The sequence below is a fragment of the Paraburkholderia sp. CHISQ3 genome (assembly GCF_030464945.1).
In the GTDB taxonomy this organism is placed as follows: Bacteria; Pseudomonadota; Gammaproteobacteria; order Burkholderiales; family Burkholderiaceae; genus Paraburkholderia; species Paraburkholderia megapolitana.
This window is the reverse complement of sequence record NZ_JALPRG010000005.1, coordinates 478,930-504,078: the sequence shown is the minus strand read 5'-3', so window position 1 is coordinate 504,078 and position 25,149 is coordinate 478,930. Positions and strand designations below refer to the sequence as shown.

The 25,149-nt window shown below is 59.2% G+C and carries 21 protein-coding genes; 9 read left to right on the top strand and 12 right to left on the bottom strand.

Annotation, left to right across the window (positions count from 1 at the left end; translation table 11 throughout):
* Positions 1–502: 502 nt before the first annotated feature.
* The 3 genes from M0D65_RS14885 to M0D65_RS14875 all read right to left on the bottom strand — a co-directional run bounded on the left by M0D65_RS14885 (position 503) and on the right by M0D65_RS14875 (position 4,280).
* A complete protein-coding gene (locus tag M0D65_RS14885) occupies positions 503–1,198 on the bottom strand; it encodes a helix-turn-helix transcriptional regulator (protein WP_266253354.1) in 696 nt (231 codons plus the stop codon).
* 1,008 nt (positions 1,199–2,206) lie between these two features.
* On the bottom strand, positions 2,207–3,178 hold the full coding sequence (locus M0D65_RS14880; protein WP_266253353.1) for a UDP-glucuronic acid decarboxylase family protein: 972 nt from the start codon (positions 3,176–3,178) through the stop codon (positions 2,207–2,209).
* Between the two features lie 268 nt (positions 3,179–3,446).
* Entirely contained in the window at positions 3,447–4,280 is an 834-nt protein-coding gene (locus tag M0D65_RS14875; RefSeq protein WP_266253352.1) for an oxidoreductase, read from the bottom strand.
* Positions 4,281–4,374: 94 nt separating this feature from the next.
* Between M0D65_RS14875 and M0D65_RS14870 the strand changes: the two genes are divergently transcribed.
* Together M0D65_RS14870 and M0D65_RS14865 are read left to right on the top strand one after the other, a co-directional pair.
* Positions 4,375–5,346: an AraC family transcriptional regulator gene (locus tag M0D65_RS14870; RefSeq protein WP_266253351.1), complete on the top strand. Its 972-nt coding sequence runs from the start codon at positions 4,375–4,377 to the stop codon at positions 5,344–5,346.
* Between the two features lie 243 nt (positions 5,347–5,589).
* Positions 5,590–6,663, top strand: a complete 1,074-nt coding sequence (locus M0D65_RS14865) for a DUF6765 family protein (protein ID WP_266253350.1) — start codon at positions 5,590–5,592, stop codon at positions 6,661–6,663.
* Between the two features lie 46 nt (positions 6,664–6,709).
* On the opposite strand, the gene M0D65_RS14860 is transcribed toward M0D65_RS14865, so the two are convergent.
* From M0D65_RS14860 to M0D65_RS14850, 3 genes are all read right to left on the bottom strand, one after another.
* Positions 6,710–8,176: a glycoside hydrolase family 64 protein gene (locus M0D65_RS14860; protein ID WP_266253412.1), complete on the bottom strand. Its 1,467-nt coding sequence runs from the start codon at positions 8,174–8,176 to the stop codon at positions 6,710–6,712.
* 159 nt (positions 8,177–8,335) lie between these two features.
* A complete protein-coding gene (locus tag M0D65_RS14855) occupies positions 8,336–9,397 on the bottom strand; it encodes a glycosyl hydrolase family 18 protein (RefSeq protein ID WP_091008548.1) in 1,062 nt (353 codons plus the stop codon).
* 486 nt (positions 9,398–9,883) lie between these two features.
* Entirely contained in the window at positions 9,884–10,879 is a 996-nt protein-coding gene (locus M0D65_RS14850) for a Zn-dependent oxidoreductase (RefSeq protein ID WP_266253349.1), read from the bottom strand.
* 139 nt (positions 10,880–11,018) lie between these two features.
* On the opposite strand from M0D65_RS14850, the gene M0D65_RS14845 reads away from it, so the two are divergent.
* The 4 genes from M0D65_RS14845 to M0D65_RS14830 all read left to right on the top strand — a co-directional run bounded on the left by M0D65_RS14845 (position 11,019) and on the right by M0D65_RS14830 (position 15,224).
* Complete coding sequence (locus M0D65_RS14845; protein WP_266253348.1) at positions 11,019–11,900, top strand: LysR family transcriptional regulator; 882 nt, start codon at positions 11,019–11,021, stop codon at positions 11,898–11,900.
* A 79-nt stretch (positions 11,901–11,979) separates the two neighbouring features.
* Positions 11,980–12,696, top strand: coding sequence for an O-methyltransferase (locus M0D65_RS14840; protein WP_266253347.1), 717 nt, complete (start codon positions 11,980–11,982; stop codon positions 12,694–12,696).
* Positions 12,697–13,006: 310 nt separating this feature from the next.
* Complete coding sequence (locus M0D65_RS14835) at positions 13,007–14,737, top strand: ABC-F family ATP-binding cassette domain-containing protein (protein WP_266253346.1); 1,731 nt, start codon at positions 13,007–13,009, stop codon at positions 14,735–14,737.
* A 235-nt stretch (positions 14,738–14,972) separates the two neighbouring features.
* A complete protein-coding gene (locus tag M0D65_RS14830) occupies positions 14,973–15,224 on the top strand; it encodes a hypothetical protein (protein WP_091008535.1) in 252 nt (83 codons plus the stop codon).
* A 3-nt stretch (positions 15,225–15,227) separates the two neighbouring features.
* Here M0D65_RS14830 and M0D65_RS14825 read toward each other — a convergent pair whose 3' ends face one another.
* The 3 genes from M0D65_RS14825 to M0D65_RS14815 form a co-directional block, all read right to left on the bottom strand.
* Complete coding sequence (locus M0D65_RS14825) at positions 15,228–16,073, bottom strand: carbohydrate ABC transporter permease (protein WP_266253345.1); 846 nt, start codon at positions 16,071–16,073, stop codon at positions 15,228–15,230.
* Positions 16,070–16,981 carry a carbohydrate ABC transporter permease gene (locus M0D65_RS14820; protein ID WP_266253343.1) on the bottom strand — a complete coding sequence of 304 codons (912 nt, stop codon included), beginning with the start codon at positions 16,979–16,981 and terminating at the stop codon, positions 16,070–16,072. Before M0D65_RS14820 ends, M0D65_RS14825 begins: the two co-directional genes overlap by 4 nt.
* A 151-nt stretch (positions 16,982–17,132) precedes the next feature.
* Complete coding sequence (locus M0D65_RS14815) at positions 17,133–18,365, bottom strand: ABC transporter substrate-binding protein (RefSeq protein WP_266253342.1); 1,233 nt, start codon at positions 18,363–18,365, stop codon at positions 17,133–17,135.
* A 274-nt stretch (positions 18,366–18,639) separates the two neighbouring features.
* Here M0D65_RS14815 and M0D65_RS14810 point away from each other — a divergent pair, with 274 nt between their 5' ends.
* The 3 genes from M0D65_RS14810 to M0D65_RS14800 all read left to right on the top strand — a co-directional run bounded on the left by M0D65_RS14810 (position 18,640) and on the right by M0D65_RS14800 (position 21,483).
* Complete coding sequence (locus tag M0D65_RS14810) at positions 18,640–19,413, top strand: SDR family oxidoreductase (protein WP_266253341.1); 774 nt, start codon at positions 18,640–18,642, stop codon at positions 19,411–19,413.
* A 48-nt stretch (positions 19,414–19,461) separates the two neighbouring features.
* A complete protein-coding gene (locus M0D65_RS14805; protein WP_266253340.1) occupies positions 19,462–20,550 on the top strand; it encodes an ABC transporter ATP-binding protein in 1,089 nt (362 codons plus the stop codon).
* Positions 20,551–20,616: 66 nt separating this feature from the next.
* Complete coding sequence (locus M0D65_RS14800; RefSeq protein ID WP_266253339.1) at positions 20,617–21,483, top strand: MurR/RpiR family transcriptional regulator; 867 nt, start codon at positions 20,617–20,619, stop codon at positions 21,481–21,483.
* Positions 21,484–21,552: 69 nt separating this feature from the next.
* On the opposite strand, the gene M0D65_RS14795 is transcribed toward M0D65_RS14800, so the two are convergent.
* The 3 genes from M0D65_RS14795 to M0D65_RS14785 form a co-directional block, all read right to left on the bottom strand.
* Entirely contained in the window at positions 21,553–22,629 is a 1,077-nt protein-coding gene (locus tag M0D65_RS14795; protein ID WP_266253338.1) for an aromatic ring-hydroxylating dioxygenase subunit alpha, read from the bottom strand.
* Positions 22,630–22,642: 13 nt separating this feature from the next.
* Positions 22,643–23,602: a PDR/VanB family oxidoreductase gene (locus tag M0D65_RS14790; protein ID WP_266253337.1), complete on the bottom strand. Its 960-nt coding sequence runs from the start codon at positions 23,600–23,602 to the stop codon at positions 22,643–22,645.
* 89 nt (positions 23,603–23,691) lie between these two features.
* A complete protein-coding gene (locus M0D65_RS14785; protein ID WP_266253336.1) occupies positions 23,692–25,113 on the bottom strand; it encodes an MFS transporter in 1,422 nt (473 codons plus the stop codon).
* Positions 25,114–25,149 lie beyond the last annotated feature (36 nt).

The window sequence follows — 25,149 nt, the reverse complement described above, 5'->3', positions numbered from 1 at the left end:
ACAAAATCATTCAGACAATTCAAAATGAATTTCACTGGCGCTATTCAATGCCATGCGCATGATGACAGGGGGGAAATGGCGTTTCGTCCATAACATGGATCTGCCAAAAATTCGATGAAAATTCGGAGAATTGCAGGGGGAAATTTTTGTATCTTTCGCGCATCTGAGTGCCGGAAAACCTTGCGGGGTGGGGATCCGGTCAAGTGGCAATATATACTGAAATCTGGATTTTGTCGTTGATATAGCGGTCTCGATGATGCGCTAATGACTGCTGCATGTCCATTCAATGATCCGGCGGAAGTGTAGATGGACTGGCATTCAATTGTCTGATCATTAATCTATGGAGTTATTCATCATTGATAAATCATGGTAATTATTAATTGAGAATTGCGATTCGGCATAGCGTCCCAATTGGTGGAAATGCGCGACGCATTGTAATGGCCGCGCCGGCCCGGAAAGGTGGCACGCATTCAGTTGGACAGGTGGAGTGCGACGGCCGACCCTATTCGATCATCCAGCGCGACAGGCCGTGCCGTCCGCTGAGCCCAAGCTTGATGCGCGCACGTTTTAGATAGGTTTCTACCGTGCTTGCCCTGAGGTTGAGTTCTTCGCAGATCGAGGGCAGCGTGTGCCCCGACAGGATCAGGATGCAGACCTGTTGCTCGCGTGACGACAGCGTGATGTGCCTCTGCTCGAGGCGCGTCAAGAAGGTTTGCGAAAGCGTAGCGACGCTGCTGTCCGGCAACAATGTGTCGGCGGCGGTGATCGCGGGCGTGTCGTCGATCGGGGCGGGCGGTTGCGGCGACGTGTGCTGCTCGACGAGCGGCAACAACACCAATGACAGATCACCAAGCGACGTAAGTTCGTCCGGCAAGAAATCGCCACGCTCCGCATTTCGTTGCAGAACGATGATGAAATGCGAATTGAATCGCCGCATCAGCATGAGACATCGATACATGGGCGATATCGAATCGGCAGCACCGGCTGCCCGCGCCTCTACGTGGATGATCTGCGGGCCATCCAGATCGAGAATCTGCGTCATCAACGGCTCGGGAAGATGATCGCGCATATCGGCGCCATGCAGTTCGGCGCCGTGGACCGCAACGCCATCGATGAAGCGGCCACGCTGCTCGTCGCTGTTCCAGATCGACACGTGCATTGCGTCGATCGCGACCGTGTCGCCGATGAACCGCTTCATGGCTGGAAAGAACCTGGTCGTACCTACGTTAGAAATCACTCTTCCGAGTTGTACGATGCTGTCGCGCATAGTGGCCTGTACTGTTTCACGAATGAGCACCGCAGAGACACACCTTTCTTCGCAGGTGTCGTAGTCGTCTCTGTCCGGTTCGTTCAATCGCGCGGCGTTGATGAAAAGGACACTTGGCCAATCTTCGTATTGCAATAGCGTTACTGGTTTGTTACGTCTGTATTGCGGTAAGGGCCGACAGGCGCGGACATCCCGATATGATCAGCATGGTTTATGTTATCAATGAGTCGAACTGCGTGGCGTGTAACTGTGCAACTTTGCCCGTGCTCATCAGTTTTGCCCGTACGTATCATGTGCTTTTTGTTGGTCGTGCGCATCAACTGAAAGCAATTCAGCATCGCTAGTGCGTAGCTGAGATCCTTGTGCGTAGCCATCGGCAAGACGATCATGCGTTCCAGATATCCGGCACCCAGATCGCAATCGACGTTCCCGTATGCGTTTTTCGCCTCAATGCGAAGCGCATCAAAACATCATCGCCTTATGCGACGGAACTCCTGTTCCCACGAAACATCGTTTCGGAGAATAGCACCGACTCGATGACGCATCGATGTAGTGGCGACGGATCGATGACAATTGCGAAACATCGTTTCGAGGAACCCGCGCGTTGTCGATCGATGTCGACTCGAGCATGTGGGAAGACGATGGCAATATGGTGTAAGAACTTGCACCGGAGAAACTGATTGCGGCATTGCGCGCGCACGGTGCGGACATCGATGAGACAGGGTCTACTCTACTGCAGACGTTTTCCGCGAAGGCTATTCAGTGGGAGTCGGGTGGTGTACATGCACAGAGGATGACGAAGCATTACGCTTGACGTAGCGCAACGGGTTCATGCTCAAGCGAAAACTGGCAGCAGATGTGCGCAGTTCGTGTCAGCACTCATGCCGGCACGAACTACTGCAGAGTCAGGCAGACGAGGTACATCGCCAATACGTTACGTCAAGCGGTAAGCGCGGATAGCCGTAATCCCAAACTCGCCCGGAAGTAGTCGATCGTGCGATGCAGGCCCGCATCCAGCGCCACGCGAGGTTGCCAGTCGAGCAGGTTGTGCGCGAGGCCGATGTCCGGGCATCGCTGTAGAGGATCGTCGACGGGCAGTGGTCGGAACACGATTTTCGAGCTTGAGTCGGTCAGGCGGATGATGCGCTCAGCCAGCTCGCGCACCGGAATTTCATGTGGATTGCCTAGATTGACTGGGCCTGTCGTATCTTTCGGCGTTTGCATCATGCTGACAAGGCCGGAGATCAGGTCGTCTACATAGCAAAATGCCCGCGTCTGGGAACCGTCGCCATATAGCGTGATGTCCTCTCCGCGCAAAGCCTGAACAATGAAGTTGGATACGACCCGCCCGTCGTTGGGACTCATGCGCGGCCCGTAGGTGTTGAAGATTCGCACGACCTTGATATCGACGTGATGCTGTCGGTAGTAGTCGAAGAATAGCGTTTCCGCGCAGCGCTTTCCTTCGTCATAGCAGGCCCGCGGCCCGAGCGGATTGACATTGCCCCGATAGTCTTCGCGTTGCGGATGAACGGTCGGGTCTCCATAGACCTCGCTCGTGGACGCTTGCAGAATGCGCGCATGCGTGCGCTTTGCCAGCCCCAGCATATTGATCGCACCCATCACACTTGTCTTGGTCGTCTGCACCGGGTCGAACTGGTAATGCACGGGGGAAGCCGGGCAGGCCAGATTGTAGATTTCGTCGACCTCGGTATAGAGCGGGAACGTGACGTCGTGACGCAGCACTTCGAAGTGAGAGTTGCCGAGCAAACCTGCGACGTTGTCCTTGGTGCCCGTCATGAAGTTATCCAGACAGATCACGTCGTGACCTAGTCCGACCAGCCTCTCGCAAAGGTGGGAGCCGAGAAAGCCGGCGCCGCCCGTGACCAGTACGCGTTTTCTGTCAAATCTCAAGATGTTGCTCCGTCAGCAGGGAAAACGCATCAGCAATGGAAAGGCCGGATGTGGTGGACACCGATCGAATGGGGGTGTCGTGAGCCGGGTCGCATATCTGGGTTCCGATGCATTCCTGACTAAAAGGATGTCAAACGCGCGGCAATCGATAAGCAAGCTCCGGATTCACGAATGTGTCCCCAGGCTGATCATTAGACCGGGGTGCTCTCGCAATGTCTGTCCCGGAAAGTGGTGACACTGCCGGGAGGCGACGGGCAACGCGAAGTTCTCAACCGTCCGTCGAGACCGTAACGGCCTCCCACGCACCGATTTCATTCTCCAATGCCGACAGCTTGTCTCGCACGAGTGCCAGGGCATCGCTGCCGAGCAATAGATGTGCAGGCGGGTGGTCGGCGGCGATTGCAACAAGCATTGCGCGTGCAGCTTTCGCGGGATCTCCCAGTTGCTTGCCGCTTTTCTCTTCTCGCGCCTTGCGGATCGGTTCGAAGGTGTCGTCGTAGTCTGCAATCGAGCGAGGTGTTCTCGTCATCGAGCGACCTGCCCAGTCGGTGCGAAACGAACCAGGCGCCACGGCTGTCACAGCGATACCGAAAGGTTTGATCTCTTTGCCAAGTGCCTCGGAGATGCCTTCCAGCGCGTATTTGCTGCCGCAGTAATAGGCGATTCCCGGCATGGTGATGTAGCCGCCCATCGACGTGATATTCAGAATGTGCCCACGTCGACGCTCGCGCATGTACGGCAACACGGCCTTCATCATGGCGACCGCGCCGAATACATTCACATCGAACTGTCGGCGCATCTCGGACAACGGCGATTCTTCCATGACCCCCTCGTGGCCGTAGCCGGCGTTGTTGACGAGGACATCGATGGGGCCCACGCTCGCCTCGATTTCCGCAACGACGTGCTCGATGGTGTCGAAGTCGGTCACGTCGAGCACACGTCCAAAGGCCGCGTTCGTATGCAAAGACTCGAAATCGCGCTTTGCCTGTGCGCTTCTCACCGTACCGACGACCTTGTGACCCACTGCCAGTGCTTCTTTTGCGAGTGCGCGGCCGAAACCGCTGCTGACGCCCGTGATGAGCAGAACTTTACTGGATGCCATTGAAATCTCTCCCGAACCTTGATTGGAGAGTGCATACTAGTCTGATGAACGTGGCTAAATAAGCCAGATTCCGCTTAATTTATTGCACAAAACTATGAGTACAAGGCGCGTCGTTCCCCAGCCGCCCGATCTGTCCTCGCAAAGCCAGCAACACATGGTTGCGCTGCTGCGCGCGTTGGCGCCCGATGAGGGCTACAACCTGACGGCGTTGCCGAGCGTGCGCATCCTGCGTTCGAACCGTGCGCTGTCGCGCACGCCGGTTCTGTACGACCCCGGTATCGTGATTGTTTGCCAGGGGCGCAAGCGAGGCCACTTCGGCGATCAGCTCTACCTCTACGACGAGCGTCACTATCTGGCCGTGTCCGTACCCGTGCCGTTCAGCATGGAAACCGATGCAACGCCGCAGCGTCCGCTGCTTGCGCTGTATCTGCACCTCGATTTCACAATGGCCGCCGAGCTCGCGGCGCAGATCGATCACGAAGGCACCGGGGAACGTGTGCAAGCTCCGCAGAGCATGATGTCGACGCCGATGGATGAAGCCATGCAGGCGTCCGTATTGCGCTTCATCGAGGCACTGGGCCGACCGCTCGAAGCTGCTGTGCTAGGCCCAGGGCTGCTGCGCGAAGTGTATTTCCGCGTGCTCTCAGGCGCTCAGGGCAGTTCGATGAGGGAGGCTTTAGCAATGCGAGGACAGTTCGGCCGGATAGGCAGATCGATACATCTTATCCATGCCGGTTACGCGGGCCCTCTCGACGTTACGCAACTCGCTGACGAAGCGGGGATGAGTGTGCCGAGCTTCCATAGCCACTTCAAGGCGATTACGCAGGTGTCGCCGATGCAGTACGTGAAGTCGACTCGTCTGCATCAGGCTCGTCTGTTGATGGTGCGGCAGGATCTGACTGCGGAAGCAGCGAGCCATGCTGTCGGTTATACGAGTCAGTCCCAGTTCAGCAGAGAGTTCAAGCGTCTGTTCGGTATGACACCGGCGGCGGAGGCGAAGCGTATGCGTGAGAGCTTCGCCATCCCGGAGGTGTTCGCGGATGCAATCTATGTCTCGTCGCACTGAGAGCAGGAAAGTGCGGGTCTTGCCGGGGTGACGATCCTTATGCGGCGCGCCCTGCGGTGCTCAACGCAGAAAAGTACCTCGTGAGGGGTTTCCGGACTTGAAGCTGAAATTAAGTCCTGTAACACTCGTTCTTTAGGCAGCGCCAACGCGAACCGCCAACCCTGCGTGAAGAATCGGGCAAACTTGCAGACCATCAGCCCGTTCCTCGACTACGCAACAGGCGAAGAAAAAGAGAGACCAGTCATGAATATCGATTTCCATTATGGCGTCATTTACGTTGTATCGAGGCTTGCCGGACTACCCGTTGCGGACGCAACGACCGTGGCGCACGCCTGTCAGTACGTCGACGACGCTACAACGCCCGGCTTGCTGTATTTCGCCGGCGGCGAGCGTTTCGAGCGCATCGCAAGCGCCCACAAGATTTTCGATTACGAGAATCTGTTCAACGAGTTGAATCGACTCGTCTGGACGCCGTTTCATTTTCTCCCCGCAGGGGAAGGGAATACCCTTGAGGAACGCGCTGTTTGCCGTCCCGATAGCAAGGTCGCGCGCGAGGTCATTCTCAAGGCCATTGCGAAGAAAGGTACCGACAACGATTTGCATCGACTCGGCGTGACCTTGCACACGTATGTCGATACCTGGGCACACCAGGGTTTCGCCGGCATCGAGTCTGACTACAACAAGGTCAGTCACCTCGAAGCCGAAGACTGTACCCCGGCACAATGGTTTGAACATATCCGGCGCGCGACGGACCATCTCGTCGACGATGTCGAGGCCGAAGTGCTTTCCCGCACCGTTCCGCTCGGACATGGTGCCGCTCTGCATTATCCCGACCAGCCGTGGGCAAAATGGCACTACGTCAACGGCAAGGGACAGCGCGTGGTACGGGACAATCTCCCCGACTTCCTCGTTGCCGCCGACATGGCTTGTCGCGCCGTGCAGGCGTACTGCGCGGGCGCGGACGATCTGAACACCCAGCCGGGCCTGAAAGCACAGGAGAAAAGCGTATTGCGCGAGCTGCTTTCGACCAGCGTCGATACGGACGAAAACGTGCGGCTGCAGGTCATCCACGACTGGCTCGCCGCAGGCGCGTTTCCTGGTTTGAAGGAAGAACTGGTTGCCTATATCCCTAAAGGCCCCGGTTCCTGGAAGCACAAGGCGACAGGTATCAAGGTCAAGGACGATGGCAAGTCGAGGCCCGTCTGGACTCCGGCGTTCGAGCAAAGCGACTACCGGAAATTTCACGACGCTGTGAAGGAGCATCGGTTTGCCGTGATTCAGGAGATCTTGCCTGAGAACGGATTACGCCTTGTTTGAGGACGAGTGGCACGGGCACCGCGCCCGTGCCTATGGAAGCGCGTAACTACCAACCCACCGTAATCGTCGCAATGGTCGGATTGGTGCCCACTAGCGAAGAGCTGAACCCATTCACATCGTCATAAGGGAACCCATAGGTCAGGTTGTTGATCGCGTGCGCGTGCCAGAACTGCGAGTACGAGTTCGTGGGTTGTGTCGCGTAGAAGTTGCTGGAAGTGGCCCAAAGTGCGGAGTTTTCCGCAACATGACGGTTTAATGCTGCGCACAGCTGGGCCTGGATCTGCAACTGTTTCGCGGTCGGCACACCGGGCGCGGCATTCGATGCATCGTTCAGCACACCGTTACCAAGCAGTACTTCGGCCGTCGTCGGTTTGGCGTTGATGTAGTAGGTGCCCTGGCCGTCGGTGAACTGGAACTGTCCATTGACGACATGACCCGTGAAGGTACCCTGCGCATCGGTGAAGGTCAGGCTTTGCGAGGTGTACTGGTTCCAGACGGATTGAATGTAGCTGTCCAGGTAGGTCCCGTTCGCGCCGCCCGTGTTGAAACTGCCATGTGCCGGTGCAACGATCCGGTACGGCGACTGCACGAGCCCCTGAAACGGCGCCGGCACCTGTGCCTGGAACTCCTGGAACAGCGCCGCACGTGTTTCCGTCTCACCCACCGTCTGGTCGAACCCACCTTGACCTTGCAGCCGCAACTGCACCGGGAAGCCAAACTGATCGACGCGCGTCGTATTGCCGAAGAAATTCGCGCTGTTCACATCCAGCTCGACGAAGTCGAAGGTCACGTCGATGTTGGGATCGGTCGGGTTGTCGATATTGGGCCCCGTATAGCCCGTTACGGGGCTGCCTACCGCTTGCAGGTACATGGTGCTACCCACACTCAGGTAGAGCCGCGCGGACGTAATCTGCGGGATCGTGATCGACTTGCACTGCGACAGCGGAATTGAATAGTTCGCGTAGCCGATACCGTTCTTGGTCTGTTCGGAGTCGTCGCCGGCACTCATGGGAACCAGTGCGCCCGAGCAATTCACATGGACATAGGCGTTATTGTTCGTCGGGTCCATGCCGACCATCGTCCAGTACACCTGGCTGTCCGGGTACGCACCGTTGGTGCCGTTGACCAGATTGATCGTCGTTCCAGCGGCCGGGAACGATCCGGAAGCGGGTGCCGACGACCCCATCGTAAGCTGACTCCATGCCGTGTCGTACGCAGAGCCGTTTGCCTGACCCACGGTGAACGAATAGTTCACTACGCTGCCAGCGGGGATGTTGGGTACGGTATAGGTTCCGCTCGTTCCAGACATGGTCATCGCGACGTTGAGTTGCGATCCGCTACCCACGACATAGTGCAAGATGACCCACGAGCCCCCTGAGGCGTTGAACCGGACCGTATTGCTGTTGACGATCGTGTAGCTACCCGCGGACGATGCCGGCGGCGTGGCGGCAAGACCCGCTGTTGCATGGAGCGCGCTTGCGGCTGCCGTAACCACGAGCGCCGTAGAAAGCATTCTTGCCAATCTGCCTGCTGTTAATTTCTCTTGCTGCTGTCTCATCTCTTTCTCTCCATATCTGTCTCGCAGCCTGGTCCCATCAGGGGTCGGCCGGAATTTTTTCGCTGACAAGGAGCAGGCGAGCTCGCCTGCTCCGCACTCATGTGCCCAGAGACGTTAGAGATTCAACGCGGACAGGAACCGGTTGGTGAAGCCCAGCGTACCGGCTTGTCCGTAGCTGTTGCAGGTCGGCGAAGAGTAACTTTGGGTACAGTCGTCGTCGCGATCGAATGACCAGAAATGGACCCCTGCAAGGCCGTTCTGTTGAGCAAACGAGGTGACAGTGGCTACATCGGCGAGCGTGAACGTTTCGCCCTGCGTATCATTGCCACCGATCATCGGTGTCAGTTCGATCTGCGAATACGGCACGCCGTAGTAGCTATGCAGATTGGTCGCTGCCTGAACCGCCGATTGACCCATCTCGCACTGCCCGTTGCTGATCGTGCAGTTCGACGCACTGGTGCTGCCGTAATCCATCGCCATCAGATTGACGGTGTAGTTGGTCAGCCCATAGCTCTTGATGGCGTTCATGACCATGACGCCCTCCGTCCCCAGGCTTTGCGGCGAATTGCCACCGAGCGTCGCGATCGTGAAACTGAAACGCAGCTGCGGATAGCTTTGCTGCGCGGTGATGACCCGTTGGACCAGGTTGTTGATGATGTCCTGGCTCTGGCCTTGTTCGATATCGAAATCGACGCCCACGAGATTGGCCGAGTTGTAGGTCTGGATGAATTTCTGGAATCCGGCATCCGTGCCGCAGGTAAACGTCCCCGCCGCGCCCCCGGTCGAGAGGATGTACTTCTTCCCTGCGTTCACCATGTTTTGCACGTTGGCGCTGGCGACCATCGACGGCTGCAGTCCGCCCCAGTTTTCGCTACCGCACTCTCCGGTGGCAAAAGCCCACGTCAGGGTGCTGAGGTTACCTGGCAATACGTTCAGGATCGGTTGAAGCGAACCGGTCACATTGGTGGAAATCACGTTTGTGTTCCAGTTCAGGCTGATTGTGATGTCCTTGTAGGGGCTGAATATAAATCCGCCCGGCACGGCTGCTGCCGCCGCTGACACTGCCTTTTCCTTGTTTGCCACGCTTGCTACGCCGCCGGAACCGCTATCTCCGCATGCCGCCAGTGCACATCCGCAAACAATCGCTATAAGACCTTTGAGCATTCCTGTTCTCATGAACATCTCCTGATTGCTATAGGGGAACGACTGCTGGGATGGCATATTCGCGAGAACATGCACAATCCCAGTTACTCACGCACTTTCTTTGAAGCGCGTATGCGGATAGTTGTATTGCCGGCGGCTGGGCGCGCCTCTACGAGACGCAGCCAGCAGGCGTCGAGCGGCGTTACCCAGATATTGAGCACGCAATTCGATAGAGGCTTTCTCGTTTTTAAAAGAGAGCCCTAAATGTCGGCGAAAATTATGTAACTACAGAATTTCCTGATTCCCGTGTAAATTCCAGAGCCGGATTCAATTAATTTCAATTGAAAGAAATTAATCTGTTCATCAATCGAGTATGACTGGATGGGATCATGCGAGTGACTTGTTGTCAAATTCTTTTAAATGATTTTATCGATTTATTCAATTCGCAATTTATTCGCTCCGCAATTTATCCGATCAGCATCCAGCCGATAAAACGAGGAATGCAATAAATGCCGAAATCTACGCAACCAGGACAGCTTTACTCCCATCGAGCGATTCGTACGCCATGGCCTGATCGATCTGATCGTAGCTGAACTCTTTGCCGATTCGGGTCATGAACATCGGATCGTCGATCACGCCCGCGAGCGTTTTCAGCGCGGCAACGAGTTTGTCCTGATCCTTCACGGTCCTGCTGTCGTAATTGCTGAACCGCCGCATGATCAGATTTTTCATCATGAAGAGTGCGGACTGGATCGAAGCCGGCGCACTGCCACCGAGGAAGCCATAGAAATAGATCGTGGAGTTCATCGGCAGGCTGGGAGCAATTTTGCCGAGCAGGTCACCGCCCACACCGTCGAACACCGCAGTCGTCCCGAGTTCGGTAGATAGCGCAGCGAGCGTATCGGTGAAGCCCTCGCGGGTGACAATGACATGCTCCACACCCGACGCGCGGAGCGCGTCCCGTGCTGCCTCGGTGCGCACGAGAAAAATCGCGGGCACGTTCCTTTTCCGCGCGAGCGCGGCGAGCGCATGGCCGGTTGCCGAATTTCCGGCTGTGACAATCACGCCCTTGTGACCCGCCTCAACGATCTCTTCGAGAAAAGCGTAAGCCGTCATGACGTTGACGAGCGAGCCGCAATAGTCCCTTGCGCGAACATGATCGGGCAGGATCAGGCAACTCGTGTGGCGCATATGCGCTTTTTCGCACCACAGTCCGACGTTCTCCGGGCTTCGGGCGAGCGCGCGATAGATCGCCACCTGCTTGCCCGCATATTCTTCCGGAACACCTGCTCCCAACGCGACGATGCGCCCCGATCCTGAAGCACCCCACACATCGTGGCGACCGCTTACCGGCACACTGCCCGCCGCGGTGGGTACTCTCAGGAAAGTCTTGTCGCCATGGTTGATTGCGGACGCATCCATGTCGATGACGACATGGCCCGGCGCGGGCTGGTCCGGGGTCGGGACGTCGCGCACTTCCAACCCTCGGCTCGGCGTTACACAAATTGCTTTCATCAATAAGCTCCTTCTGTTTCGGTGTCGGTTCTGGTTTCGCTGATAGCGCAGCCCGTAACATAAGCAACTTCATCCATTGCCGAAACGCCGCTTCGAGACATACCATCGATTCCATTCTGGAATTGATGAGGTGCCACAGATGGACCGACTGGATGCAATTCGCCTGTTTGTGCGCCTTGTCGAATGCGGCAGCTTTTCCGCCGTGGGGCGCGAGGAAGGGATCGGGCAGCCTGCCGTCAGCAAGCAGATCGTGGCGCTGGAACGACATCTGGGTGCTCAGCTCGTTTTGCGTACCTCGCGTCGCGTCGTGATCACGGAAGCGGGGCAGACGTTCTACGAGTCGGCGAAACAATGGGTGGACGATTTCGACGCGATCGAGTCTTCCGTGGGCGAGCGCCAGAAGTTGCCGCGAGGACTGATCCGGATCAACACCGCCCCGGCGCATGGCCGGCTTTGCATTACGCCGCTACTTCCCGAGTTCTTTCGACGCTATCCGGATGTCTCGATCGAACTGTCGGTGTCGGAACGCCCGGTCGACCTGGTGGGAGAGGGTGTCGATCTGGCCGTCCGCCATGGGCGACTGGTGGACTCTTCGCTGACCGCGAGGAAATTGTCCGAGACCGATTTCGTCCTGGTGGCGACGCCTGGGTATCTGGCGGCGCAAGGCGTGCCGACTCGCATTCCCGATCTGGACAAGCACACCTGCATTGTCTTTGCGAAAGGCCGCGAGCGTTACCCCTGGGCACTCAAGGTCGGGCGCGAAACCGTCTCCTACGTTCCGCACGGTTCGCTGCTTACCGGCGATGCAGAACATATTCGCGCCGCTGTACTGTGCGGTCTGGGTATTTCTCAGGCGCCGTTCTGGTTGCTGGCGGAAGAGATCCGTTCCGGCCAGGTTCAGGTATTGCTGCCGCAACTGCAGCCCGAGCGGGTGCCTATTCATCTTGTTTATGCGGCTGGCCGCCGCGTGCCGATGCGGGTGAGGGTGCTCATCGACTATCTTGTCGAGGCATTTCAGTAGGCCGGCCACAATATTCGCAGTTCCAGGACGTCCTCACGATGACCACTCATCAACGCCACCGACCTGACGGGGAGAGGACATGTCATCACCAGGCACTGCGCTTCTGAATCGCCTGCACGAACAGAGCACCGCTGAAACGATGGCCCGCGCACGCGCACAGTTTCACGGATCAAGCGAGGAACTCGCGGAACTTGCGGAGCAATACGGTGCACTTGTCCCGCGACTACGCGGCAGGTTTCTTCGCGAGCAAGGACTATCGAGCGAGGATACGGAATCCTCGCAAGGCGTCGACCTGTTGCTGGCAATCTCCGCCGGGATGGGACAGTTCTTGCGGAACATGGTGCTTGCGCACCGGCCGTCGCGGATTCTCGAACTCGGCAGTTCCTGCGGCGTGTCGACACTGTATTTTGCGGAGGCGTTGCGCACGTTGGGTAGCGGTACCGTCATTGCGACCGAACTCGACGCTGCAAAGTGTGCACAGCTACGCAAACATATCCGGACGGCGGAAGTCGAGCCGTATGTCGATCTTCGTGAAGGCGATGTGTTCAAGACCGTCGCGGAACTGGACGGTACCTTCGACATCGTGTTTATCGACATTTGGGCCGATGCCTATCTGCGCCTGTTCAAGCAAGTCGAGCCTCTTCTGCGGCCGGGATCGATCGTGCTTGCCGACAATATGTACACCGCGGAAGATGCCGTGCAGGCCTACAAGCACTACCTCGAGCAAAGTCCGCGTTTTTCGAGCACGACACTGGACTTCGAATCGGGAGTCGAGTTTACGGTCGTCGTTTCCTAGCCGGAACCCCGGCAGCGGTGGACACCGTTGCGTCGGCAACTTGTATGCTGACCCAGAGCAGGTATAAACTCCCGCGCTACTTCTCACTCTTTTTAAAAAGGAGGTAAATATGGTTTTGCTAGTGCGCCCACTGTGGTTGGCACATTTGACCAGCACATTTACCCGCTCTTGCCTGAGTTCCATCGCGCTGCGATAACCCGGTCAGAGCAAAGCCCACTCCACCTTCCCGAGTCCTTTCTCGACTCTACCGTTGTCGCCAGCGCTCCTGTTGACAGGGACAAGCACGTCCCAATGAAACGCGAGCAAGAGCATGACAACCCTGATTTCTGCACTTTCCCTGCAGCTGGACACCGTTCACGGTCCGCTGTTTCAGGATCTTTCCTTTACCGTAAAACTCGGTGACCGCATCGGTCTGTTGGGACATAACGGCTGTGGCAAGAGTAGTTTGCTCGGCATCCTGGCCGGCAGCCGCGAGCCTAATGCCGGTAGCGTTCAATATGCAGGGCAGTGTCGCCTGCAGCACGTCGAGCAGCATCTGCCGCCTGGACTGGCCGGTCTAACCACACGCGATGCATTGCTCGAAGTTGTTAGCGCACAGCCGGCGCAGCATTGGCGCGTAGATAGCCTGCTGGACGAACTGGCGTTATCGGCGCAGGCACACACAGTGGTGTCCAGCCTGAGCGGTGGTCAGCACACCCGTTTGCTGTTGGGGCGCGCGGTGCTACTCGAGCCGAATCTGCTGTTACTCGATGAACCGAGCAACCATCTGGATCTGCCTTCGCTTCTTTGGCTCGAAGATTTTCTGCGCCGCTGGCAGGGCGGTTTCATTCTGGTGTCGCACGATCCGCGGCTGCTGGACACGCTGAGCGACAAGAGCTGGATCTTGCGCGACGGGCGGTTGTATAGCTTCGACATGCCTTGCAGCCGTGCGTTGACTGCGCTGGCCGAGGCCGATGTGGCCGCGCAGGCGCGCCACGCCGGCGAGCAAAAGGAAATCGATCGCCTTGCTGCCAGCAGCAAACGTCTGGCGATATGGGGTCGCGAGCACGACAACGAGAAACTGTTGCGGCAGGCGAAGTCCATCCAGCGGCGTGTCGACAAGCTGAAAGACGATCAAACGTTCGTCAGTCGCGGTAGCCCATGGCGCCTGAAATTGCAGGGCAGTGCGCTGGCGGCCGACCGTTTGCTCGCATTCGAAGGCCTGCAGGTGCGTGCGCAAGCTGAACAACCGTTGTTGTTTGAAATCGATCACCTGTGGCTGCGACCCGGCGACAAGGTCGCGCTTCTAGGCAGTAACGGCACCGGCAAGTCGTCGTTGTTACGCCAGTGCTGGAGCGATGTGCAGCAAGGCGAAGCGCGCCACGGCTGGCGTTTTCATCCCGCGGCGCGCATTGCGTACTACGATCAGTCATTGCAGCAACTGGCAGACGACGCGACGCTACCGGATGCGCTCTATAAGTTTGCTCCGGTGAGCGATAGAGAGCGACGACAGGCATTGATTGCCGCGGGGTTTGCCTACTCGCGCCACAGCCAGACCGTGGCGACGCTAAGCGGCGGCGAGCGGGCGCGTCTGCTGTTTCTCGCGCTATCGATGGCCAGTTATCACCTGTGGTGGCTCGATGAACCGACCAACCACCTGGACATGGAAGGCAAACACGAACTGGCTGATGCGCTGGCTGAGTTCGCGGGCGGTTTTATACTGGTGTCGCACGACCGCGAGTTGATCGAGCACAGTTGCAATCGCTTTTGGGCGATCCATAACGGTCGGCTGCAGGAGTGGCCGGATGCGGCGAGGGCATATCAGCAGCTGTTCACGGCGCGCGATGATGTGCCGGTGTCCGGGGTTGCTCCCGCTACAGCACCGGTCCACGCTGACGCGCCATCCAGCGATAGCGAGGCCGAGTCGCAATGGCAGCGCTTGTGCGAACTGGAGGACTGGCTGGCGGCGGACCTGGCGCGTAAGCGAAAACATCAAAAGCCGCATTTGCAGCAGGCGTGGCAGCAAGAAATGTTGCAACTGAAGCAGGCGCTTGGGCTGTAAGGCCTGAACAAGGGTGGCCCTGGAGTTTGCCCTGTCTATCGTTCGGGTTTGAACGGCGGGAATATTCCAGGTGTTGGTTGGCAGCGCGGATCGCCGTCGTACGGTTCGCGCTGTCAGTGACCTTCACGTAAAGTCAGCAGCGTACACCATACCTGACCAACTGAAGTTCAACGAGGCACGAGAGCTTTAACACGGCGAGGTGTTATCTTGCCGAACCAGACTTACGGAACGTGCGATGAAAAAATCGAAGAAGCTCGCTCTCCTTGCCCTGACATTCACGGCATGGGGTCTGTATAAATTGTTTGCGGTCTTTCAGGACATGCAGACGGGGTGCATCCAGTTCCAGACGCACAAGACATGCAGCTTCGAAAACGCGGAGAATTTTCAGAGCCTGCTGGATGTCGAATTGATGTTCGCGTGCGCCTGGGCTGCGGGTGCGGTGATCTGCTGGATGGTTACGGTGGAGGCGCAGAGGAAAGAGCGGTAACGCTCACTTCACCGCCCCCAACGCCAGCCCCTTCACCAGATACCGTTGCAACCACGCAAACACAATCGAAACCGGCAACGTCGCACACAGCGTGGCAGCCATCACGAGGTGCCACTCAACCGTATATTTCCCCGCCACCATATCGGTCACCTGAACGGTAAGCGTCTTGTTCTCCGGCGAACGGATCAGCGTGTACACCACGGCAAACTCGTTCCACGCATTGATGAACGTGAAGATTGCGGTCACGACGATCGCCGGCACCGCGAGCGGCAAGAACACCTTGAATACCGCCCGCGTGCGACCGCATCCTTCGAGCCACGCCGCTTCTTCGAGATCGCGCGGCACGGTCTGGAAATACGACGACAGCATCCACACTGCGAACGCAATGTTGAACGCCGCATACGAGACGATCACACCGATCTTCGAGTCGACCAGGTTGCCGTCGCCGTACGGAATCATCGCGGCGAGCCGGAACAGGCCGACCACCAGCAAGATTGGCGACAGCATTTGCGTGACGAGCAGGAACTGCCGGTAGGCACTGCGACCGCTAAACGGGAAACGCGCGAGCGCATAGGCAGCAGGCAGACTCACGGCGAGCGCCAGCGATGTCGACAGCACACTGATCACCGCGCTGTTGCGCAACGCAACGCCGAAATTGGCCGCGACCCACATGTCGGCGAAGTTCTGCCAGTGCCAGTGCACCGGCAACCAGCGCGCCGGATAGACGAACACTTCGTCCGCGGGTTTCAAGGCAGTGAACAGCATCACCGCAAACGGAAACAGCACGAGCACGACGAGCGGCGCCAATGCAAGCCAGCACCACAGTGTGCGTTTCATCTTCAGGCTCATGCGGCGTCCCCTTCTTTTTGCGGCAGCATGCGCAGATACGCCATCGAAAACACGAACAGCATCACGAGCATGATCAGCGATACCGCCGCTGCTTCGCCAGGCCGGCCGAGCCGGAAGCCGAGTTCGTACAGGTACGTGACGAGAATATGCGTGCCGTTGTCCGGGCCGCCCTGTGTCATCACCCAGATGATCGGAAACGAGTTGAACACGTAGATCACGTTCAGCAGGATCGCCATGTTGATGAACGGCCGCAGCAGCGGCATCGTCAGTTTGCGGAACTGCTGCCATGCGCTCGCGCCATCCATGCGCGCTGCTTCATAGATATCGCCCGGTACCGACGACAATCCGCCCAGCAGGATCGTCACCGTGAACGGTATCGATACGAGAATACCGACCGCGATCTCGACTGGAAAAGCGAATTCGGGTGTAGCAAGCCAGTGAATCGGTCCGCCGATCAATCCCAACCGCTGCAGCGTCACGTTGACCATGCCGTAGTCGTCGTTGAACGCCCAGCGCCAGACCACGGCGGTCATCGTCAGCGAGACCGACCACGGCAGCATCACGATGGTCCGCGCGACACCACGGCCGTAGAAGTCCTGATTCAGCACCAGCGCAACCGGCACCGAAAACAGCACCGTGCCGCCGACCACACACGCGGTCCAGACGATCGTGCGTCGTGCCGCATCGGCGAACACCGGATCGGAGAACACGCTGTAGAAATTCTGCAGCCCGCTAAAGCCGCGAATCGCACCGAAGCGCGACACCTCATGCAGCGACTGGAACACGATGTTGTAGATCGGATAGCTGATGATGAACAGCGCGAGGATCAGACTCGGCGCGATCAGCAACCAGGGCGCCGACAGGCGCTGCGTGATGGAACGGCTGGGCGTACTGCGGGAACGGCTCATGCGTGCTCGATCGTAGGAAGCGCCGGCCCGGTGAAACATGGGTCGGCGCGACGGGAAGGGCGGGGTGCTGTGTTGCGTAGTCGCTATCGCGGTCGCTGCGCGTAACCCACCCAACAGCGGTGGCTCACGCGCAGCGACTACGCGGAACGTCTTAGTGGCCGAGTGCCTTGTTAGCCTCCGTAGCTGCGCCGTTCAATGCATCGGCCGGCTTCGCCTTGCCGAGGTAGACCGACTGCATCGCGTTCGAGACAGCCTTCGCGGTATCTTCCCAGCCGGTGATGGTCGGGGCGAATTTCGCGGTCGGCAGCAGCGCGACGAAAGCCTTCGTGTCGGGATCGTTGAACGCCGGATCGGTGGCTTCAGCCTTCGTCGTAGGCAGGAAGCCTTCGGTGCTCGTGAACTCGACGCGCGGTTCCTTCGTGAACAGATAGTCGAGGAACTTCCACGCGCTCTTCTTCACCTTCGAATTCTTGAACATCACGATCGAATCCGTCACCGCGTAGGTGGCGTGCGTCGTGCCCATCGGAATCGGATCGATACCGTACTTCAGGTTAGGCGCTTCCTTCTTGATCTGCTTGGCGAGGAACGGCGCCGAGATCACCATCGCGACACGGCCCTGCTTGAACAGATTCTGCACGTCCTCGCGGCTGTAGCCGGTCACGCCAGGTTGCGTCAGACCGTCGTCGATCAGCGTCTTGTACAGCGTCGCTGCCTTCACGCCTGCCGGCGAATTGAACGCGGCCTTGCCGTCCTTGCCGACCACATCGCCGCCGTTGGTCCACAGCGCGTAGTACCAGTAGACGTCGGTTTCGATTTCCTTGCCTTGCAACCCGAAGCCGGCAATGCCCATGGTCTTCAGCTTCTTCGACGCGGCGATCACGTCGTCCCAGGTCTTCGGACCATCGGGGAAGCCGGCCTTGGCCAGCAGATCCTTGTTGTAGTACAGCGCGCGGGCCGAGGCAGCGATCGGCAGGCCGTACACCTTGCCGTTGATCTCGCCCGGGGCCAGGAACGGGCCGATGAAGCGCGCCTTGAAGGTCGGGTCCATATAGCCGTCGAGCGGCTCAGCCACGTCGTCCTTCACGAAATCGAGCAGCCAGCGCGTACCGACGATAGCGAGGTCGGCGTTTGCGCCGCCCGAGATGTCCGTTTGCAGCTTCTGCTGCAGCGTGTCCCAGTTCACGTCCTCGATCTTGATCGTGGTGCCGGGATTCGCTTTCTCGAAGTTACGGGCCATCTTTTCGAAGTACGGCGCCGTCGCATCGCTGTAGTGGGCGACGGTGACGCGGACCGTGTCGGCCTGCGCCGCATGGGCGATACCTGCAAATGCAAGTGCTACGGCAATTCTGCCGAGCACGAGGGAAGCACGTGCATGCAACGACATTTCGACTCTCCTTGGGGTGGTCTGCCGCCGGCAACCGGCCGCTGGGTTGGAATTGTTGTTTGTAAAAATCCTACATGACGAAAAAAAGCTTGTCACGTAGGGTTGTCGATATTTTTTCTCAAACCCGTTTTTGCCATAAGATGCTGTAAAAGAAGGGGGATTTTGTGCGCTGCAAGGCTGGGACGGCGGGCTGGGGCGGTTGCACCTGCGCGCCGCCCGCCAACCCATATGTTGGAAATTTACAAGCTTGACGGGTAATTTGACGAGGACGGACATGAAGCGTGTCGTACTGGTGACGGGAGCAAGCGGCGGGATCGGCAGCGTGTTGTGCAAGCGTTTTGTCGCGGAGGGCGACACCGTGCTGGCGCTCGATATCGACGCCGCGGCGCTCGGCGAACTCACGACGACGCTGGGCGCCGAGCACGTCACGCCGGTCGCGGTCGACATCGGCGACGCGGCGACGGTGCAGGCGGCGGTGGCCGAGGCGGTCGCCGTGCGCGGCCCGGTCGACGTGTTGGTCGCGAACGCGGGCGGCGCACTGCGGCCCACCCTCGCGACCACGGATGCAGCAAGCTGGCAGCGCGACATCAACCTGAACCTGAACGGCACGTATTACGTGGTCGAGTCGGTGCGCAAGTCGATGATCGAGCGGCAGCGCGGCGCGCTGGTGCTGATCGGCTCGGTGAACGGCATGGCGGCACTTGGCCACCCGGCGTACAGCGCGGCGAAAGCCGGGCTCATCAGTTACACGAAGGCGCTTGCCATCGAACTGGGCCGCTACGGTATTCGCGCCAATATCGTTTGCCCGGGCACGGTGAAAACGAGGGCGTGGCAGGCGCGTGTCGACAAGCATCCGCAGGTTTTCGAAGACCTGAAGAAGTGGTATCCGCTGGGCGACTTCGCAACGCCGGACGATATCGCCGACGCCGTACTGTTCCTCGCGTCGCCGCAGGCGCGGGTGATTACCGGCGTGGCGTTGCCCGTCGACGGCGGCCTGATGGCCGGCAACCGGCCGATGGCCGAGGAACTGACGCTCGAATCGATCTGAGCCCGGTGAACACACCGCGTTCGATGCAAGAACCGTAATGAGGACAGCATGGCAGCAGTGCAACTGAGCGGCATCTTCAAGCGCTATGGCGAGACCCAGGTCGTGCACGGCATCGACCTCGCGATCGACGACGGCGAATTCGTCGTGCTGGTCGGCCCGTCGGGATGCGGCAAGAGCACGTTGATGCGGATGGTCGCCGGGCTCGAAGAGATCAGCGGCGGCGATCTGCTGATCGGTGGTACGCGTTCGAACAGCCTGCCGCCGCAGCAGCGCAACATCTCGATGGTGTTTCAGAGCTACGCGCTGTATCCGCATCTGTCGGTGTACGAGAACATCGCGTTCGGTCCGCGCATCCGCAAGGAATCGCCGACGAGTTTCAAGCCGCGCATCGAGACCGCGGCGAAGATGTTGAATCTGAGCGGCTATCTGGACCGTCTGCCGCGCGCACTGTCGGGTGGCCAGCGGCAGCGGGTTGCGATGGGCCGCGCCGTAGTACGCGAACCATCACTGTTCTTGTTCGACGAGCCGCTGTCGAACCTCGACGCGAAGCTGCGCGTGCAGATGCGCACGGAAATCAAGGCGCTGCACCAGCGGCTGAAGAACACCATCATCTACGTGACGCACGACCAGATCGAAGCGATGACGATGGCCGATCGCATCGTCGTGATGAACGCCGGTCGCATCGAGCAGGTTGGCCGGCCGCTTGATCTGTACGACCGGCCCGCGAACTTGTTCGTCGCGAGTTTTCTCGGTTCGCCTTCGATGAATTTCGCCGAAGGCGTGGTTGTGGCCGGCGCACAGGGCCCGGTACTGAAACTCGGCGACGGCGTGGAGATCGGCCTGCCCGGAGCGGGCGCACCGGTGGGCACGAAATGCACGCTCGGTGTGCGGCCCGAACACGTCGACATCGATCTCGCAAACCAGGCCGCGGCTGGCGTAGCTGTCGTGACAATGGACATCGAGGTCGTCGAGCCGACCGGCGCGGAAACGCATCTGTACGGGAAAATTGGCGGCAATACGTGGTGTGTCACCAGCCGTCTGCGCTCGGCGTTCGAGCCTGGGCAACGCGTAACGCTCGGGCTGCCTGCCGGAAATCTTCATCTGTTCGATACGGAGAGCGGACACAGAATCGCCTGACGCCGCCGTGGTCGAAGCCGTGACCGGCGCGCGGATTCCAGACCTCAACCCATAAGGAACGCAGGGGTGTCCGCACCGAATCTGATTCCCCACATCCGCGGCGCACTGACGTCGTTGCGGCCCGCCGAGCGCAAGGTCGCCGACATGGTGCTCTCCGACGTCGACTTCGCGATGCGCGCAAGCATCACCGAACTGGCGCAGCGTGCCGACGTGTCCGAGCCATCGGTGACGCGCTTTTGTCGTGCGATCGGTGCGCACGGGCTGCGCGACTTCAAGATGCAGCTCGCACAGAGTGTGGCGGGGGGGATGCCGTATGCGTCGACAGCGGTTGCGCGCGACGACGATACCCAGACGCTGCTCGACAAGGTGGGTGAGGCAGCGGTCGACGGCATCATGCATGCACGCAGCGAGCTCGACCCAGTGGCCGTCGATGCTGCGATCACCGCGCTCTCGCATGCGCGGCGCGTGTTCTTCTTCGGCGTCGGCTCGGGTTCAGGACTGGTCGCGCAGGATGCCGCGTTGCGCTTTCTGCGCCTCGATATTGCGTCGAGCGCGTTTAGCGACAGTCATTTGCAGCGCCTCTATGCAGGGCTGATGGAACCGGGTGATGTGGCGTTCGCGATTTCGCACGCGGGGCGTAGCGTCGAAGTGAATGAAAGCATCCAGATCGCCAAAGAGCGCGGTGCGACGACGATTGCGCTGACCAACGTCGGTTCGCGGCTGGCCTGGCTCGTCGATATTCCGCTGCTGCTGCGCGTGCCGAGCCCGATCGATCCGAATACGCCGGGTGTGTCGCGGCTCGTGCATCTGTGCATCGTCGATGCGCTTGCAATCGGCGTTGCCTTGCGGCTCGGGCCGAAGACGCTGGAGAAGATGCGGCATGCGAAGGCGCGGCTCGGGCATGAAGCGGAGCCGGCAGGGGGCGAGGTTTAAAGCATCTAGCCGCACCCCAGCCACCCAACCCACCTGTCCGCCGAAGCGGAAACCGACGTCGCAAGCTGCTTACGAAAGACCGAACTTGAGGTCGTTCACACCGATCGGCGTCACCCCACCCTTAGCCTGTTCGCCTTCGAGCCGATCCAGGATTCGCATTGCATGAAGCGCGCCGGCATCGTTCATGACATTGACCGTCGAGCGCAACGGGTCCATGTCGATCAATATCTGTTGAGCTTCGAAGAGACGGTGATCCTCCTTGAACGCGACAAGGACATCTTCGAACAGGACGTTCGTGATGTCTGGCCTGTCGAGCATTCCCTTGTGACATTGACTCCAGAAGTAGTGTGTCGTGCGGTCCGTTTCCGGCGTGATTGCATGCAGGTTGGTCAGCTCCAGCCCTCCTACCCGATGACCGTCTGGCGCGCCCGTGCCGGTGGGACAAGCGCCGCCGTAAATTCGAACGAACCCCGGTGGGATGAAGTGGACGATTTGCCAGCGATCGACATTTCCGTCGAAGCTGGCGAGCTTGTGGTACGTGGCGGGAGGGGCGATGTTAATCATCCAGCGTGAAATGCGAACCTCGTTGTCTTCACGTTCGAACTTGACATTGGCGGCGTCGATCACTGCTCTGGTGCCTATCGTGGAGGCGTGCACGAAGGCGAGATGGGAGAGATCGAGCAGGTTCTGCACGATCAACCGGTAGTTCGATTTGACGTCGAATCGATCCGATTTTCCTCGCCATTCCGGATCGCTCATCCAGTGATAGTCCGGGATATTTTTTTCATCGGCAAGTTCGGGATCGCCCATCCAGATCCAGACCCACGAATATCGTTCTGCCGTAGGGTAATGTTGCACTTTCGCATTGCGGGGAATGACTTCCTGGCCTGGAATCTCGATACACGTCCCCGTGCATTCGTAGAGGAACCCGTGATACCCGCATCGGACATGGTTGCCCTCCAACGTTCCTTTGCTCAACGGGTAGTGACGATGGCAACAGCGGTTTTCAAGCGCGGTCACTGACCCGTCGCTCTTCCTGTAGAAGACGATCGGCTCGTTGATGATGATGCGCTCGAACAACTTGCCAGATATTATTTCATCCGATGACGCGCAGACGTACCACGAGTTTTTGATGAAGTTGGTCATAATCGCTCGGTGTTTAGATATCGATTGATAGATACGGCGTAAGCGCTCGCGAGCAGCACGGCGTAAAGCTCTGGGTTCGCTCTTTCTCGCTCAGACATTGATCGCAGTGATCCGGCAAGCCATCCAGAACACGCGTCACGCAGGTTGCACACACTCCCGACTCACAGCTGAACGGCACCTCGACACCCGCGTCCAGCATGATTTGCAAGGCTGTCTTGTCGGGCGGAACCAGTAACGTTTTTCGACTCCTCGCGAGCTGAAGTTCGAACGCTTTGTTGCCCGCGGATTTTTCAAACTCCGGCTTGAAGCTCTCGAAATGGAGGCGCTCTTCTGTCCATTGCGCATGCCTTGCCTCGGACAGTACTTGCTTCATGAAGCCGTCCGGGCCGCATGTGTAGAGATGGGAGCCTTCGCGTGCCGATCGGATCAAGCTGGCGAAGTCCAGATGCCGGGCTGCGTCTCCGCCGTCGAAATGCAGCGTCACAAAAGGTGCGAAGCGGGGATGCGTCAGCTCCGTCATGAAGGCACAGTGATCTTTCGATCTCGCGCATAGATGCAGGTGCCAGTTCGCATCCATCGACTGAAGGCGATAGGCCATGGCCAGTAGCGGCGTGATCCCGATTCCTCCACCCACGAGGACAGAACTGGGTGCGCCTTCATTCAGTGGAAAGTGATTGACGGGCAGGCTGCCCTCGATCACGTCGCCAACCTGGAGCAGATCGTGAACGGTCCGTGAGCCGCCCTTGGAATTCCTCGCCAACGACACGCCGAGCCGATATCGCTCGTGCTGGGCTGGGTTGCCGCATAACGAGTACGGCCGTGTTACTCCCGTGGGCAAACGGACGTTGATATGTGCGCCTGCCGTAAAGGCCGGTAGCGGCTCACCGTCAGCAGAGGCGAGCTCAAGCATGACGACGTCTTTTGCCACGGCGATTTTTTCCACTACCTTCATCGTGAGCTGCTGAGAAATCATCGGGTCTCCCACATGCCTCGCGTTTTGCCTGCAGGCAAGCTTGCTTGACTTGCCCTCTCTACGGACGGCTTCGGGCGTCAAGACACCGTTCAACCTCCGGCGGGTGATGCGTCGATCGGTTGCTGCTGCCGCGCGGCGAAGCCGCGCGCCACGTGACGACGAATCAGCGCCAGCGACAGTGCGGCGACCGTCATGGTTGCGGTGAGAAAGCCGAAATAGGCGTGCGCGCCGACGGCAAGGAGCGGTGGGCCGACGAACGCGCTGAATACCGCACCCAGGCGCCCGAAGGCGGTCGCCACGCCCACGCCCGTGGCGCGCACGGTGGTGGGAAACATCTCCGCGGCCAGTACGAAGATCGCAACCTGCACCCCTGGAATGGCACCGACCAGGAAGATGCCCAAGGTGCTGGCCCACCTGGTGCCGCCCTCCGGCGCGAAAGAAACCGTCGACAGCGCGAGCGTCGTGACAGCGGCGCCGATCGCGAGAGTCATCAACGGCACCCTCGAGCCGAGCCGCGAAAAAGTCCAGGCTCCACCGATACCGCAGATCAGGCCGCCGAGTCCGAACACCGATGTACTGGCACTTGCCATCGCTAGGCTATAGCCGGCGTCGGTCAGCAGCGACGGCAACCAGGTGGAAACCGTGTAGGTCGACAGGAAGATGGCAAAGAAGGAGAGCGACAGCCACAGGGTGTCGCGGCCGTATTCGCCGCTCACGAGAGAACGGATCGATGCGCGCGGGACGGCGGTGACCAGCGGGCCGTTGTCGACGAGACGGGCTCCCGGGACCAACGTGTGGCCCAGCCTGCGTAACAGGCGCCTCGCCGTAGCGCTGTCCGGCTTCCGTGCGGCCAGGAAGCGCAGCGATTCAGGCAGGATCACCCACAGCACGGCCGCGAGAGCGAGTGGCAACAAGCCCGAGGCTACGAACAATGCGCGCCAGCCGGCGTGCGGGAGCAGGCGGGCACCCAGCAGCCCGGCACCAACCTTGCCGACGATCAGCGCGCTGATGCAGACGCTGAGTGCGACACTGCGCCGCTTGATCGGCGTGTACTCGGCAAGGAGCGTTGTGATGTTGGGCATCGCTGCGCCGAGGCCAGCGGACGCCAGGATCCGCCAGACGCTCAGGCTCCAAAGATCATGGGTATAGGCGCCTACCAGAGTCGTCGCGCCAAACGCAGTTACCGATCCGATCAACGTCCAGCGCCGGCCGATCCGGTCACCTGCTACACCACCGACCAACGCCCCGAGCGCCATTGCGATGAAGCTGCCGGCGAAGATCGGCACGAAGGCGGATCGGGCCACGCCCCATTCACGGACGATCAACGGTAGAGAGAGCGCGAGCACTCTCGAGTCCAGTCCGTCGAGCATCGCTACCAGCGAAACCAGCAGCAACACCAGCTTCTGGTAGCCGGTCCACCGGCCGTGATCGAGGATGGGTGCGATGTCCTTGACGAGCCTCGATTTCGAATGCGGCTCGGAGAAACGTGTGCGTGTCTGGAGAGTAGACAAGATTGCATCCTGCGATTGCGTGTTTCAACATAAATG